This is a genomic window from Fluviicola chungangensis (genome assembly GCF_007558725.1).
Taxonomy (GTDB): Bacteria; Bacteroidota; Bacteroidia; order Flavobacteriales_D; family Crocinitomicaceae; genus Fluviicola; species Fluviicola chungangensis.
Map to the genome: position 1 here is coordinate 395,438 of NZ_VLPL01000004.1, position 15,089 is coordinate 410,526.

Genomic DNA, 15,089 nt, shown 5'->3' on the forward strand with positions numbered 1-15,089 from the left:
TTGAAAAATTGGGAACGCTATATTAAACAATTTGTTCATTACCTGAAGATCGAACGCAGTTTAGCAGAAAACTCTATTTTTGCCTATCAGCAGGATGTCGCTAAGTTACGTGACTTTTGCGAATCTTACACACTTTCTCCGGAGCACATTCAAACGGGGCACTTAAAACAATTCGTTGCTGAACTGTATGACATGGGATTGGGCGCCCGCTCGCAAGCAAGAATCATCAGCGGCTGGAAACAGTTTTTTGATTTTTTACTCCAGGAGGATATCCGTAAAGACGATCCTTCCGAAAGCCTGGAACTGCCGAAGATCGGGAGGAAGTTACCTGAGGTACTTACCATTGAAGAAATTGACGCTATGATCGCTGCCATTGATCTCAGTTCAAACGAAGGTCAGCGCAACAAAGCCATTTTGGAAACCCTTTACAGCTGCGGATTGCGTGTAAGCGAATTGGTTTCCCTGCGATTGGAAGATTGCTTTTTTGAAGAAGGGTTCATTCGGGTAATCGGAAAAGGGAACAAAGAACGGCTGGTTCCAGTGAGTCCGAACGTTATTGAGGAAGTCACTTTTTATACTAAAAATGACCGCGGAAATGTTCCGGTAAAAAAGGGAAGTGAAGCAATCGTATTTCTCAACCGACGCGGAGCACAATTGACCCGCATCATGATTTACACCATTATCACCCGTTTAGCCGAAGCTGCAGGAATCAAGAAAAAGATCAGTCCGCATACTTTCCGGCATTCTTTCGCTACTCACCTGATTGAAGGCGGGGCAAATTTGCGCGCAGTACAGGATATGCTTGGTCATGAAAACATTACGACGACCGAAATTTATACGCATTTGGATCAGCGTTTTTTACGAGATGCGATTTTGACCTATCACCCACGGAATACTATTAATTGATTGGGAATCGGGATTGAATTCAATGGTTATGCCATTAATGTGAATATATTCCATGATTTGGTAAGTAAGTTTACTAACATGCTAACAGCATGACTTAACATACTGTATCACAGAAAATTAAAGTTCCTTGTAAGTAAGTTTACTAACTTGCTTATTTAAAACAAATCGGTTCCCTGAATCCGAATGCGGGCCCTGTCTATAAACAAATTCAAACTATCGAAATAGGCATTGCGTTGCCGTTGGTTTTCTTCGGAAATCTTCACACAACTTTTCAGCATGGATTGGAAAACAGCAAAGGATTTATTGACATAATCCTGGTCGATTGTAAACAAATAATTCAGCATGTTATGTGTAATGTACAACATCCGGTATGCGTTTGTCTCAGAAATGATCGTGTTATCCTGAATATAAGTTTGATGAAGGTACAAATGGAAATTATCGGCCTCGGTGATAACGGGTTGTCCTTTAATAAATTTCCGGCCTATTTCCGCCTGTTTTTTAATGTGTTCAACCAAAGCAGCTACCTCATCAATCAGAAAAAGAGCATCTTCGGCACTCTCAAAATACCCCAATTCATAAAACGAAACTATTTCCCGGATCAACCCTTTTCCGGCATCGTATCCAATCACTTCAGTCGATTTTACCCGGATGTAAAAATTAGCCATTTGCTGAAGCTGTTCATCGGAAATATCTCCTTTCCATCCTTTATGAAATTTAACGTGATCCAATTGTCCCAGTTTCAGGTAACACTTTCCGAAATAAAGCAGTTTAAAGCGCAAAAGTGCCGGGGAATTGAGCAACTGAAAGATGATCAGGTCCAAATTAGACATATACAGTTCCTGGGTTCGCTGGGCAACCATGCGCTTAAATCCATCCATGATCCCATTTAAATAGGCTTCAAACGAAAATTCCGAACGTTGGATCGGATTGTATTGAAATGTCACACTTTTACCGGATACGCCGATGATCTTATCAATTGACAAATCGTACTTTCGACAAAGCAAGTTGATTTCTTCGGGTTTTAAGGCCGTTTCACCACGGGCTCTTCGATATGCGGAATCACGTGACAATTCCAAGTCATCCATCAATAATTTACCCAATGAAGTATCCGGAGGTAATTTTGCCTTTAGCTGTTCAAGTAGTCGGTTCTGAATGTCCATGGCACCAAAATAACAAAAAAATAAAGTCGTCCATTTCCGAACGACTTAATAAACTCAAAAAAAGAAGATCATTTGAACACCCGTTCAGTGGTTCCATCCGAATAACAGTAAATCACGACTCCTTTACAGTTATCACTCACTTCCTGTCCCAGCATATTGTATATGTGTTCTACGTTTTTGGAATCCAGAAGATTATTGACGCTTAATAAATGTGTATCATAAACTGTTCTGGAACCATCCAGATCCGTCAGGTTCAAGCGGTAATAATTGATTTCGCCGAATGGGGGGGTTGAATGAAACGTGTGATAAGTATGACTTTCCTGGGAATGCCCCTGAGCCGGAACATTGGCTATTTCGTTCCAGTTTCCCGAGGCAGGATTTGTCGACCATTCAACCGTGAAATAGTTCGATCTGTCTTCCGTTAGTGTCGTCCAGTTTAAACTATTTCCTTGGGAAGTTTTTGTTACGTTAAAATCGACTAATTCCACAGGTAATGGTACCGGAGTACAACCCAACACAGAAGTTCCTCCGAAAGACAAATTATAAGGTTGGCCCGAATTGGAGAAATTATCCACCAGAAGGATGTAAACCTCATTGGCGTTGGTCGTTAAATTACTGACCCATTTGTCACCTCCCACACCTTCACTATTATCCGCAGGATTATTGGTAGAAGTAATCAACCCGTTACAAGGAAACAATCCCAAAAAACCACAACCGAACGAACTGCTTTGCCCGTTGTAAGGAATCATCAATCCGGTATTGCCGGTTGCAGACGAATAACTGCATCGTACGGGGGCGGATGTCGGTGGGCAATTTGCCCCGGCTGAAGCAGCAGTGAACGGTCCCCAAACAGCAAAATCATAATCATCTCCTCCACTGTTAGGCGAAATCGTCAGTGTTAATGATCCTCCGGTTTGAACGTTTAGGTAATACCACGATGATTGGTGTTCAATGCCTAAACATCCTTGGTTCGCCGCCGATAATTCCTGCGTTGTTCCGGCCCCACCGCTATTTGCTGTCTGTGAGGTATTGGAACACAACAATTCTGCCGCTTCACAATCATTTCCTCCTGCTTTCTCCCGGAAGGTAGTTAGGTGCTTTGCACTGGTAACATTTAAAACCGGAATACCCACCGATTCAAATACAGACCGGACATAGTTTTCCGCATGTTCCTGTTCCAACACCAGTTCAAACCTGGTTTCAGCGATGTATTGACCGACATTGGGGATGTTGTCTGTTGCCAAGGCTAGATAGTCTTTCGTCAGATAACCAGAAGGAACAGAGATCTTGTAATTTATCTGGGCTTGCGCTTCAGAATTGGCTTCGAGTAATAGTAGAGCAATCGCCATTGCTTTAAGTTGTAGTGAATATTTCATGTTGTCAAGTTTCGTGTCAAAGATAATTTTCAACCAACTACACCCTCTTGATAATGAGTATTTTGCAGGTATCAATCTGCAAATTCCGGGTTTCATCGAAGATCCGTTTTGCAAATCCTGACAAAAAAAAGGCCGTTCTAAAATAATTAAAACAGCCTTTTTAATTAATTGATAATCAAATAATTGATAGTGCAATTATTGCTTTTGTATACGGAAGATGAACTGTTGCCCATCGATTAACGCTTTTACAAAATATAATCCGGTGACTTGACCTGAAAAATCGATTTCTGTTGTTGTAGCAGAAGATTTAAAGCATCCGAACGGAACTTCTTTTCCTTGGATATCAATTACGTTGACAATCGAGAAATCAGTCCCGGAAGATACACTTGCAGTAAATTTACCACTCGTCGGATTCGGGTACACTTCCAGTCCGAATGTCTGGCTGTTTTCTGTAAGACCCAAACAATCACTCACACTAATTGTAAATGTTGCCTGACCATCACATCCGTTTGCATCTGTGAACGAATACGTGATCACGTGACTTCCAACTCCGGCTGTAACAGGATTCAACATTCCTCCGCTTACTCCAGCTCCGCTGTATGTTCCTCCTGCAGGTGTACCACCAGAAAGTGTTAATGGCGCATGATTCAAGCACATCGTTGAAACCGGTGATGTGAAGCCAACTGTCGGAGCGGTATTTACCGTAATGGTTGTCATTGCTTCATCTGTACAACCGTTTGCATCCGTGAATGTGTATGTAACCGTTTGCGTTCCCGCCATCGGATCAAAATCAGTTCCTGTTACTCCTGTTCCAGAATACGTTCCGCCAGCAGGACTTCCACCTGTTAAAGCCAATGTCCCCGAGTTGCTGCATACTGCTGAAACGGCACTTTGGGTCACTGTAGGAGCTGCGTTTACCATGATCGTTGTAGAAGCAGTATTCATACAACCATTTGCATCTGTATAAGCATATGTCACAGTTTGCGTTCCGGCTGTCGGGTCGAAATCACTTCCCGAAACCCCTGTTCCGCTATAAGTTCCTCCCGCAGGACTGCCGCCTGTCAAAGCCAATGCTCCTGAATTATCACACACTGCTGAAATAGCACTTTGTGTGACCGTCGGAGCAGTATTTACCGTGATTGTTGTACTTGCACTATTGGTACAACTATTTCCGTCCGTGTAAGTATAAGTAATCATTTGTGTTCCCGATGCAGGATCAAAATCAGTTCCTGTTACTCCAGTTCCACTATAAGTTCCTCCTGCCGGACTTCCACCCGTCAAGGCAACTAATCCTTCGTTGTCACAAACTGCAGAGATTGTACTTTGAGAGACTACCGGAGCCGGATTTACAGTAATGGTATAATTCGAAGAATGTGAACAACCGTAAGCATCTGTCATATCATACGTAATCGTCTGAGATCCCATTGCAGGATTAAAGCTTCCTCCACTGACATTGGTTCCGCTATAAGTTCCGCCTGCTGGTGATCCCTCTATCAGTGTATACGACGAACCATTGTCACACAAAGCCGGGGCCGGTGAGAAAGTAATCGGATTTGCCGGGCAAACGACAGTGATTGAATATGCCTGTGAACCGGAACATCCGCTGTTATCATTAACCGTTGCAGTAAAGTTAAATGTTCCTGTAGCAGTTGGCGTTCCGGAAATGGTTCCGTTGGAAGCCAGAGTCAATCCTGGAGGAAGTGCTCCCGCCGTAATTGCAAAATTTGGTGCTCCCAAAGCTCCGGTTTGAGTCAAAGCCAATGAATATGCGGAACCTGCCGTTCCACCAGTCAATGCCCCACCGGTCGTCATGGTAAATGCAGGACAAGTATATGGCGTATAAACCACGTTGTCAAGTCCGATGAAATCTGAATTTGAGCCCAATGGACCACCATTCGTAACATAATAGCGGAATGCAATTCGTCCGGAAGTTGGTGCTGGAAGCCCCGAAATCGTAATGGTAAATTGTGTCCAAACCTGTGGATAAACTCCTGTTACCAAGGACGGATTCACACTTAGCAACAAAGTAGTAAAATCTCCAACTGCAGCAGATCCCGTTCCCACGTTTGTGCTAGCTCCATTCGTACTTAAACGTACTTCCAAACGATCCGGGTATTCGGTTGGAGCTGGTGTTGGCCTTCTTGTATAAAAAGTAAATACATCACCGTTTCTAAAGGTTCTGTTTGGCGTTACCAACCAGTTACTAATGGTATTCGCACCGGTTGTGCTATTATAATTGGCACAAATATATGCACTCGCAACACCATTATATGAATCAAAAGGACCTGTTGGAGTACTTACACCTTGTATCCAGTTAGGATTTGTTCCGATTGTCGTGCTGTTATTTTGTTGATACCACCCATTACCTGTCAATGTGGAAACATCATCAAAATTCTCAGTAAAAGCCTGTGAATAAGCCTTTGAAGTTAATCCGAAGACCAATAAGCCGCATAAAGCAGCTATTTTAAAAATTCGTGTTTTCATAAGTTTAGTGAATTAGCGGGTTTGTGAATTCGTCACTTCAGAGTAACGTGTGATTTCTTCCTGCAACTGAGTTCTCAATGACACATCTGTTGTTTTCTCTAATTCAGCAGAAAGCATTCCAAGGTATTCTTCTTTCAACACACGGAACTCTTCATTCAGTTTGTTCATTTGTGATCTGGAAGAAGAAACTGCCTGATTGATCTCATACTGTTTTGAATCCAGTTTGGCTCGTTGAGCAGTTAAGATAGGATTTGAAGATACAACCAGCGGAGCCGGCTCTTTTAACGCATGAGTTTGGGATTGTCCAAAGCTGAAATTTGCCAATGAACACACACAAAGCCCAATGAATAGTAACTTTTTTTTCATAGTAACCTGTTTAGTTTGTTCAAAAATAGGAATTGCACTTCGCCCGAAAAGACCGAAATTTTCGAAAGAGAAGAATCAAGGGTTTACCCTTATATTATCGAAAAATCTGCTGTATAAATTGATTTGAAATTTATCTGAACCGATCAAAAAACAATTTCTTTTCGATACTCCAGATCTTACCGGTGAATAGCAATCCGTATTTTCATTAAGTAATAGTATTTGTTTGCCAAAAATACAAACAAATAAAGCACACACAACATTAACCAACTATAAATGAGCGTATTCTATCTATGAGTTATCGAATTCTACCGCTGAAAAAATATTTAACACAAAATTAACAAATGCTAAACTTATAGTACGAATTTTCCGTACAGGTCATAATGATCGGCAGAGGTAATCTCTACCAGTGCAAAATCACCGATACTTACGTACCCTTCTGATTTTTTCACCAGTACTTCATTATCCACTTCCGGGGAATCGAATTCTGTACGACCGATGAAATAATCTCCTTCAATGCGGTCGAATAACACTTTGAACGTTTTACCAATCTTTTCCTGGTTCAATTCATAGCTGATGCCTGACTGCAATTCCATGATCTCATCTGCACGCCGGCGTTTTACATCCTCCGGAACATCGTCTTCCAAAGAATAGGCATGGGTATTTTCTTCGTGGGAATAGGTGAAAATTCCCAAACGGTCGAAACGCATGCGTTCAACAAACTCATACATTTCCTCAAAATCTTCTTCCGTTTCTCCCGGATAACCTGCGATCAACGTAGTGCGAATTGCAACTCCGGGAACTTTCTCCCGAATGGTATTCACCAATGCTTCGGTTTTTTCCCTGGTAATTCCTCTTCTCATGGATTGGAGGATTTTCGTGGACCCGTGTTGTAACGGCATGTCCAAATACAGACATACATTCGAATGCTTCATCATGGCATCCAGCACATCCATCGGGAAACCAGCCGGGAACGCATAGTGTAAACGAATCCATTCGATTCCTTCAACAGCGGCAAGCTGATCCAACAATTCAGCTAAATTGCGCTTCTTGTAAATATCTAATCCGTAATAGGTTAGATCCTGTGCAATCAATAAAATTTCTTTCACTCCCTGGGCGGCCAAACTTTTCGCAGAATTTACCAACTGATCAATCGGTGTTGAAACGTGCTTTCCCCTCATTAGCGGGATGGCACAAAACGAACAAGGACGGTCACAGCCTTCCGCTATTTTGAAATAAGCATAATGAGAAGGCGTTGTCAGTAAACGCTCTCCAACCAACTCATGTTTATAATCTGCTTTTAGTGTTTTGAGTAATCGGGGCAACTCCCTTGTTCCGAAAAAGGCATCTACTTCGGGAATTTCCTGCTCCAGATCGTCTTTGTAACGCTGCGCCAAACAACCGGTCACATAAACCTTGTCGACCAGCCCCTCTTTCTTCGCATCCGCATAGCGCAGAATGGTTTCAATGGATTCCTGTTTCGCATTATCGATAAATCCGCAGGTATTGATAATCACAATTTCAGAGTCATCCTGCTTTGCTTCATGCTCCACTTCGAATTTATTTGCTGCCAATTGTGCCATCATCACTTCCGAGTCAAAGGTATTCTTTGCACAGCCTAGTGTTACGACATTTACTTTATTCTTACGAAGTGTTTTTGTTTTCATGAAATCAACCAAATGGGGTGCAAAGGTACGACTACTAATTCAAAATGAAAAACGCAAAATTACGAAGCCGAAAAAACTGTAGGGGCGCCATTAATCGCGCCCCTACAGTTTTTATTAAATCGCTATTATTTCAAAGGAAGCGGTTTCGCCACAGCTTCGTCAAATTTAGCTTGTTCTTTTTCGGGAACTTTCCGGAACGTTAAGTAGAGCCCGATTAAAATGAAAGGAATACTCAATAATTGACCCGTATTCAACGCCCAGGAATCATCCCGGTCAGTTTGGCCCACTTTTATAAATTCAATCACAAAACGAGCCGTCCAAATCAGGATCATAAACATCCCGAACAATCTTCCCGGAATTGCCTTCGCTGGCGTTTTCCAGAACATTCGGAACAAAACAATAAACGAAAATAAATATGTAATGGATTCGTACAACTGTGCCGGGTGACGTGGAACGACTTTTCCATCTACCAGGTATTCGGGACCGGCATGGAAGAAATTGAATCCCCATGGAAGATTTGTCGGAACTCCGATAATCTCATGGTTTACCAGGTTCCCCAACCGGATAAAACATCCTGCAATGGCAATCGGAGCTACAATTCGATCCAGAATCCATAACATCGGGCGGTGAATTACCTTTTTGGAATAAACATACAACATAATCAAAATCATGAATGCCGCACCATGACTGGCCAATCCGCCTTCCCACACTTTGAAAATTGACATGGGATGGTCAAAATATCCTTCTTCAAACTGGCCTTTCGCATTGAATCCGTCGTGATAAGGACCGTAAAATAACACATGCCCTAAACGCGCCCCGATAATGGTTGCCGGAACAACGTAAAGCAATAACTTATCCAGGTATTTTTCTGAGATGCCCTCGGATTTGAACATTCTTTTGATCACATAATATCCGATGATCATTCCCCCTACAAACAATAAACCGTATAGGTTCGGCGTAGACCACCCGTCAATAAGTTGTGAATCTACTTTCCAATCAATTGCTAATTCCACGTGTTTGATTTTGTTGGTCGAAGATAGCGGTTTTATTGATTCAATTTCTGCAATAAATGCTCCGCCCGTCCTTTTTTGAAGATTTTATTGCTGTTATCCTGTCCTTTTCTCAAAGCTTTCTGCTCTTCCAATGGAAGATGGATGATTTCCTGGCACTCCGGAGTACAGCAGCTCTCATACTTCGTGTTGCATTTTTCACACTGAATAAACAGCAAATGACAAGCTTCGTTCGCACAATTCACATGCACATCTGCAGGCTCACCACATTGATGACAGTGTGAAACAACATCATCCGTAATACGTTCTCCGCGTCGCTCATCAAATACGAAGTTTTTCCCGATAAAGCGATTTTCGAGACCTTTCTCCTTGCATTCGTTCGCATACTTAATGATCCCGCCTTCCAGCTGGTGAACATTCTTGAATCCACGGTGCTTGAACCAGGCCGACGCTTTTTCACAGCGAATTCCACCGGTGCAATACATCACGATGTTCTTATCTTCATTTCCTTTCAGATAAGCATCTTCAATAATCGGCAGGGATTCTCGAAAGGTATCCACATCCGGAAGAATGGCACCTTTAAAATGCCCCACTTCGTGTTCGTAGTGATTTCGGAAGTCAATCAAAATCGTATCCGGATCCTGTGTCAGCGCATTGAACTCTTCCGCTTTCAAGTGCTTCCCGATGTTTGTCACATCAAATGTTTCGTCACTTAAACCGTCTGCCAAAATTTTGTTACGGACTTTTACCTTCAGTTTCAGGAACGGAAAAACGGCTCCTTCTTCCTCTACGGCAATATTCAATCGTACACCATCGAGAAAATCAATGGAATACAAATCTGACCGGAAATCATTCAGGCGATCTGTCGGTACCGAAATTTGCGCATTGATTCCTTCATTGGCAACATAAATCCGGCCAACAATCTGGAGGTTATCCAATAACTGATATAAATAATCTCTGAAAATTTGAGGATTGGCAATTTTTGCATATTTGTAGAAAGAGATCGTCACAAACTCGTGTCCGGCCTCGCGCAATTTTTGCTCTAATTCCTCTTTACTAAATGTGTTCCACAGTTGCATGCTATGTTTGTTTTTGTAAAAAGTTACTACAGCGCCTTTGCCATAGCTTCAGCGCCGGCACAAAGATATTAAGATTTTAAGACTTCAAGATACCAAGACCGGAGACTTTTCACAAAAAAAGAAAACTCCGGTTTATCGAAACAAACCGGAGTTCTCAAACATTAAACCTAACCCCTAAATTTATCCGGCCAAAGTAAGCCGGGCTAAAACACACTATTACAGAATAAACCTGCAAACTATTCACCCTTACTTACGAATGAACAGGTGTTTTGGATTTCGGGGAACTAAAAAAATCAGTAGGGACGCGATTAATCACACTCCTACTACATTGAAATCTATGTTTTTCGCTTCTGTTTCTTCGCTGCCGGAAAGAGGATATTATTCAGAATCAACCGATATCCCGGGGAATTCGGGTGTAAGTTCAAATCGGTCGGCGGATCCCCCACTTTGTGCTGGAAATCTTCCGGATCATGACCTCCATAGAATGTCCAGGTTCCCTGTCCCAATTCCCCATGAATGTAACGGGCTGTATTCAAGGCTTTGTTTTCTCCCATCACCAGCACATTCGATTTGATCAAATCGCGTCTGAAATCGGTTGTTTGCCCCATAAAGCCATCGATCACATCGGTATGACATTGCGTCAGCATCGCGGGAACTACATCCCATTTAGCTGAAAAGTCGAACAGGGTGAATTTATCCTGATTTGCAGGTAAACGGTGTAAATCTGTCCCATCGATATTGGAATATTCATACAACATCGGGTCTTGTACCAAAATGAAATCTTTGAATGCAAAGGTCATAGTGTAATCCAATTTGTTTTGGCAATTCGGATCACGCGGGTCACCGTCAAACATCCGTTCACAGATGTCGGTTTCATGCGCTGCAAGTGCAATGTCAAAACTGTCCGTTCCACTGCACATGGTAAATAAAAATCCGCCGCCGATCACAAAATTCCGTAGGTTGTTTGCAACTGCCAGTTTTAATTGTGATACTTTCGCGAAACCCAAATTTGCTGCATCCCGCTCTGCATCTGCAACCTGGTTGATGTACCAGGCATCCCGATGAAAGGAAGCGTAAAATTTACCGTATTGACCGGTGAAATCTTCGTGGTGCAAATGCAGCCAATCGTATTTCGGGAGGACTCCCATAACAATCGCCGAATCGTAAATTTTATCGTATGGAATCTCGGCATAATCCAATACCATCGTTACGGCATCGTCCCATGGCAATGCGCTGTTCGGCGTGTAAACTGCAATTTTCGGGGCTTTTTCCAGCTGAACGATTTCCATATTCACTTCCGGATTTGCGATTTCGGTTCGAATGGCATTCACTTGACCGTCAGCCACAATTTCGTAACTCACTCCGCGAATGATCAATTCTTCTTCGATGGTCCGCAAGTGAGGAAATAAGAACGAGCCGCCGCGGTAATTCAACAACCATTCCATTACCACGCCATTTTCAAGCACCCAGAAAGAAACTCCGTATGCTTTTAAATGATTGGTTTGTCTGTCATCCATCGGAACGAGGATCGAAGAAGCCGAAGCTGTTTTTACAACGATCAAAAATGCGATTGCCAGGAAAAATCTCATAATATGCTTGTGATAGACCCTAAATTTAATTCAAAAAAGGGATAACGCTTTGTTTACAACAAAAATTGTGAACCGGTTTTAAAATGGTGTTTCATCCGGTCCGTTAAAGTCTTCATCCGGAACATTGTTCATATTACTTCCCAATGTAATTGTTCTGGGGGAATCATCAAATCCACGATTCATGGACATTCCGGCACTCATGGCATTCGGGTTGAAATCTGCACCGGGAGCACTGTTGTACTGGTCTTCCATGTTTTCGAAACGGGCGTATTTTCCTACGAAACGCATACGGACGTTTTCCAATCCACCATTCCGGTGTTTTGCAATGATAATTTCACCTACACCTTCATTGGAAGAACCATCTTCCGCAGTAGTGATTCCATAATATTCCGGTCGATACAAGAATCCTACGATATCGGCATCCTGCTCAATCGCTCCCGATTCACGAAGATCCGAAAGTACCGGTCGTTTATCTCCACCACGTGTTTCCACCGAACGGGAAAGCTGCGAAAGGGCGATAATCGGAACGTTCAATTCTTTGGCAATTTCTTTAATCGAACGGGAAATAGTTGAAATTTCCTGCTCGCGATTCCCTGTACCTTTTCCTCCTCCGGCAGACATGAGCTGCAAGTAATCGATGATAACCATTTGGATGTCATACTGCATTTTCAACCGGCGGCATTTTGCACGCAAATCGAATACGCTTAGACCCGGAGTATCATCAATGTAAATGGGAGCCTCGGCCAATTTTGTAACCCGGCTGTATAGTTGCTGAAATTCGTATTCTTCCAGTTTTCCTTTTCTCAATTTCTCTGCGGAAATCATACTTTCTGCCGAGATCAAACGTTTTACCAGCTGAACGGAGGACATCTCCAGGGAGAAGATTGCAACTCCCATATTGAAATCGACGGCTGTATTTCGCGCCATGGACAATACGAATGCGGTTTTCCCCATAGCAGGACGTGCTGCAATGACGATCATGTCGGAACGCTGCCATCCGGAAGTCAGTTCGTCCAGTTTTCTGAAACCGGTTGGAACCCCGGAAAGCCCGTCGCTGTTTTTCGCTGCCTGTTCAATTTCCTTGATCGCCTCACTCACCACGATATTCATGGTAGAAACCGATTTTTTCATGTTGTTTTCGGCGATTCCGAATAGAGCTCCTTCTGCTTTGGTCAATAGCTCAAAGACATCGGAAGTTTCGTCATAAGCATCTCTCAGGGTTTCGGAGCACATGCGGATAATTTCGCGCTGAATGTGTTTTTGGGAAATGATCCGTGCATGGTATTCGATGTGAGCAACAGAACCTACCCGCTGCGTCAACGAAGACAAATAAACCACCCCGCCGGATGCTTCCAGTTCACCGCGTTGCTTCAATTTTTCGGCAACAGTCAATAAGTCGATCGGATTGGAAGTTCCGAATAATTCGCGGATTGCTCCGTAGATGTATGTGTGCTTCGGATCGTAAAAACTTTCAGCCGATAACATATCAATGGTATCGGTCACGGCATTTTTATCCAACATCATAGCTCCCAGAACGGCTTGTTCTACGTCAATTGCCTGGGGTGGAATTTTCCCCATTTCATTTGCAAGCGGTAAAATAATATTCTTGGTACGAGCTCCTACCCTACGGGAATTGTTTGGTTGTTGTTCTTCCATAAGGCAAAGATACAGAATCAAAAGTTGCCTTTAGAACGAAAGTTCAAGAATTAGTTACCAAAAGTTAATGAACATGTTATGAACAAAAAAAGAGTCCTGAAATTCAACATTTCAAGACTCTTCCCAAACCAATTACAGGCTTCGAGACTAGAATCTATAACCCAATGTTAGCTGAAGCCATTGATTTTTATAGCGTGGAGCGGATGAGGAACCATCGCCATGGTTCGCTAGAAAATCCCATCCGGCTCTCGGAGACACCACAAAGTGGTTTACGTTTACATCGAAGCCGACTACTGCTCCCAATGTATTCCGGCGAATGTTCGTATCGTAATCACGGAATTGTGTTTCGGACATCGTTCCCGAAGTAAAGTTATCTTCCTGGCTCATTAAAAATGAATATTGCGGACCAGCAACGATACTAAACACAGGGAACGGTTTGAACGTAAATAAGATCGGTACGTCTAAGTAGTTGGTTGTACGTTTGAAGGAATAATTTTCTCCCAACATCACTCCGGATCCCTGGAATCCTTTTTGTGCAAACAACACTTCGGGTTGAACCCCTAAAAATTTACCGATTGGAATGTGCAAGAACGCACCTCCCGCAAATCCCGGTTTTCCATTTGCTTCAAAGTCGTTGTCCCGTTCGTCCCAAACGTTGGAGTAATTTGCCCCGGCTTTCAGACCGAATTTCAGGTTTCCCCTGTAATCTTCCTGCGCATTCAAATTCATCCCGAATATTGAAATACATGCTATCAGCATTGTTGTAACCTTTTTCATGTCTCAATTGTTTATCCGTTTGAAACACCAAAGGCCAATTCCATGCCCTCAATAGCCGGACAGGCTCTTAAAAAAACTTAAACATCAGTCAGGACGATCTCTTTAGGGCCATCAGGTGAAAATGGGATTTGTGTCAAAAAGGCACTTTTATTTCATTTTGAAAAAGGAGTGTTCATTTTGGTAATGATGGCCTGTAAAATGCAGTGATGTGATTAAATCACACCACTGCGCATTCTAATTATTCAGATCACAAACTCAATTCCAATCCGACCGGACAATGGTCTGAACCAAAAATTTCGTTGTGGATCGTTGCTGCTTTCAAACTTGGAACAAATGCTTCGGAAACCAAAAAATAATCAATCCGCCAGCCTACGTTCTTCTCTCTCGCTCCACCACGGTAACTCCACCAGGAATATTTAATCTCGTCCCCGTTCAGGATCCGCCAGGAATCAACCAGGCCGCTTCCGATAAACGCATCCATTCCGTCAATTTCTTCCTGCATAAATCCTGCAGATTTATTATAATTAGCTTTTGGACGTGCCAGGTCAATCGCTTTGTGTGCTACATTGAAATCACCACAAACAATGACCGGTTTTTTTTCCTCCAGTTTTTTTAAATATGTCAGAAAATCTGCATCCCAAGCCTGGCGGTATGGCAAACGCAATAATTCACTCCCGGAATTGGGAACGTATACGGTGATCAAATAAAACTGATCGTATTCTGCGCAAATAACCCGGCCTTCTTCATCATGCTGTGCAACTCCCATATCGTAAACAACTGAAATCGGTTCTGTCTTTGAAATAATTGCAGTGCCTGAGTATCCTTTCTTTCCAGCTTCATTTGCATATACAAAGCCATATTCCAGGGGTTTTACTGTTTCCAGTACTTGCTCTACGGTTGCTTTTGTTTCTTGTAAACAAATTACATCCGCCTGCATTTGTCTCATATCATCAAGGAAAGATTTTCCTGCAATTGCCCGAATTCCGTTGACGTTAAAGGATAGAAGTTTCATAGAAAAAATT

At 42.6% G+C, this 15,089-nt stretch carries 12 protein-coding genes; 1 reads left to right on the forward strand and 11 read right to left on the reverse strand.

The window, feature by feature from the left end:
- Nucleotides 1-906: a site-specific tyrosine recombinase XerD gene (gene xerD, locus FO442_RS10610; RefSeq protein ID WP_144333155.1), complete on the forward strand. Its 906-nt coding sequence runs from the start codon at nucleotides 1-3 to the stop codon at nucleotides 904-906.
- 155 nt (nucleotides 907-1,061) lie between these two features.
- On the opposite strand, the gene FO442_RS10615 is transcribed toward xerD, so the two are convergent.
- The 11 genes from FO442_RS10615 to FO442_RS10665 form a co-directional block, all read right to left on the reverse strand.
- The gene (locus FO442_RS10615; RefSeq protein WP_144333156.1) at nucleotides 1,062-2,066 is read right to left on the reverse strand and encodes a hypothetical protein; all 1,005 of its coding nucleotides are present in this window, start codon (nucleotides 2,064-2,066) and stop codon (nucleotides 1,062-1,064) included.
- Between the two features lie 68 nt (nucleotides 2,067-2,134).
- Nucleotides 2,135-3,442, reverse strand: coding sequence for a hypothetical protein (locus FO442_RS10620; RefSeq protein ID WP_144333157.1), 1,308 nt, complete (start codon nucleotides 3,440-3,442; stop codon nucleotides 2,135-2,137).
- Between the two features lie 195 nt (nucleotides 3,443-3,637).
- Nucleotides 3,638-5,926, reverse strand: a complete 2,289-nt coding sequence (locus FO442_RS10625) for a T9SS-dependent choice-of-anchor J family protein (protein ID WP_144333158.1) — start codon at nucleotides 5,924-5,926, stop codon at nucleotides 3,638-3,640.
- A gap of 12 nt (nucleotides 5,927-5,938) precedes the next feature.
- Nucleotides 5,939-6,292: a hypothetical protein gene (locus FO442_RS10630; protein WP_144333159.1), complete on the reverse strand. Its 354-nt coding sequence runs from the start codon at nucleotides 6,290-6,292 to the stop codon at nucleotides 5,939-5,941.
- A 350-nt stretch (nucleotides 6,293-6,642) separates the two neighbouring features.
- A complete protein-coding gene (gene rimO, locus FO442_RS10635) occupies nucleotides 6,643-7,956 on the reverse strand; it encodes a 30S ribosomal protein S12 methylthiotransferase RimO (protein WP_144333160.1) in 1,314 nt (437 codons plus the stop codon).
- A 125-nt stretch (nucleotides 7,957-8,081) separates the two neighbouring features.
- Nucleotides 8,082-8,969 carry a prolipoprotein diacylglyceryl transferase gene (lgt, locus tag FO442_RS10640; RefSeq protein WP_144333161.1) on the reverse strand — a complete coding sequence of 296 codons (888 nt, stop codon included), beginning with the start codon at nucleotides 8,967-8,969 and terminating at the stop codon, nucleotides 8,082-8,084.
- Between the two features lie 32 nt (nucleotides 8,970-9,001).
- Entirely contained in the window at nucleotides 9,002-10,045 is a 1,044-nt protein-coding gene (gene trhO, locus FO442_RS10645; RefSeq protein WP_144333162.1) for an oxygen-dependent tRNA uridine(34) hydroxylase TrhO, read from the reverse strand.
- A 335-nt stretch (nucleotides 10,046-10,380) separates the two neighbouring features.
- Nucleotides 10,381-11,634 carry an asparagine synthetase B gene (locus FO442_RS10650; protein ID WP_144333163.1) on the reverse strand — a complete coding sequence of 418 codons (1,254 nt, stop codon included), beginning with the start codon at nucleotides 11,632-11,634 and terminating at the stop codon, nucleotides 10,381-10,383.
- Between the two features lie 78 nt (nucleotides 11,635-11,712).
- A complete protein-coding gene (gene dnaB, locus FO442_RS10655) occupies nucleotides 11,713-13,290 on the reverse strand; it encodes a replicative DNA helicase (RefSeq protein WP_144333164.1) in 1,578 nt (525 codons plus the stop codon).
- A gap of 147 nt (nucleotides 13,291-13,437) precedes the next feature.
- Nucleotides 13,438-14,067: a porin family protein gene (locus FO442_RS10660; RefSeq protein WP_144333165.1), complete on the reverse strand. Its 630-nt coding sequence runs from the start codon at nucleotides 14,065-14,067 to the stop codon at nucleotides 13,438-13,440.
- A 247-nt stretch (nucleotides 14,068-14,314) separates the two neighbouring features.
- Complete coding sequence (locus tag FO442_RS10665; RefSeq protein ID WP_144333166.1) at nucleotides 14,315-15,079, reverse strand: exodeoxyribonuclease III; 765 nt, start codon at nucleotides 15,077-15,079, stop codon at nucleotides 14,315-14,317.
- Nucleotides 15,080-15,089 lie beyond the last annotated feature (10 nt).

Coding starts and splice junctions, on each gene's coding strand:
- FO442_RS10615 (WP_144333156.1), bottom strand. CDS start 2,066: ATGGACATTCAGAACCGACTACTTGAACAGCTAAAGGCAAAATTACCT.
- FO442_RS10620 (WP_144333157.1), bottom strand. CDS start 3,442: ATGAAATATTCACTACAACTTAAAGCAATGGCGATTGCTCTACTATTA.
- FO442_RS10625 (WP_144333158.1), bottom strand. CDS start 5,926: ATGAAAACACGAATTTTTAAAATAGCTGCTTTATGCGGCTTATTGGTC.
- FO442_RS10630 (WP_144333159.1), bottom strand. CDS start 6,292: ATGAAAAAAAAGTTACTATTCATTGGGCTTTGTGTGTGTTCATTGGCA.
- rimO (WP_144333160.1), bottom strand. CDS start 7,956: ATGAAAACAAAAACACTTCGTAAGAATAAAGTAAATGTCGTAACACTA.
- trhO (WP_144333162.1), bottom strand. CDS start 10,045: ATGCAACTGTGGAACACATTTAGTAAAGAGGAATTAGAGCAAAAATTG.
- FO442_RS10650 (WP_144333163.1), bottom strand. CDS start 11,634: ATGAGATTTTTCCTGGCAATCGCATTTTTGATCGTTGTAAAAACAGCT.
- dnaB (WP_144333164.1), bottom strand. CDS start 13,290: ATGGAAGAACAACAACCAAACAATTCCCGTAGGGTAGGAGCTCGTACC.
- FO442_RS10660 (WP_144333165.1), bottom strand. CDS start 14,067: ATGAAAAAGGTTACAACAATGCTGATAGCATGTATTTCAATATTCGGG.
- FO442_RS10665 (WP_144333166.1), bottom strand. CDS start 15,079: ATGAAACTTCTATCCTTTAACGTCAACGGAATTCGGGCAATTGCAGGA.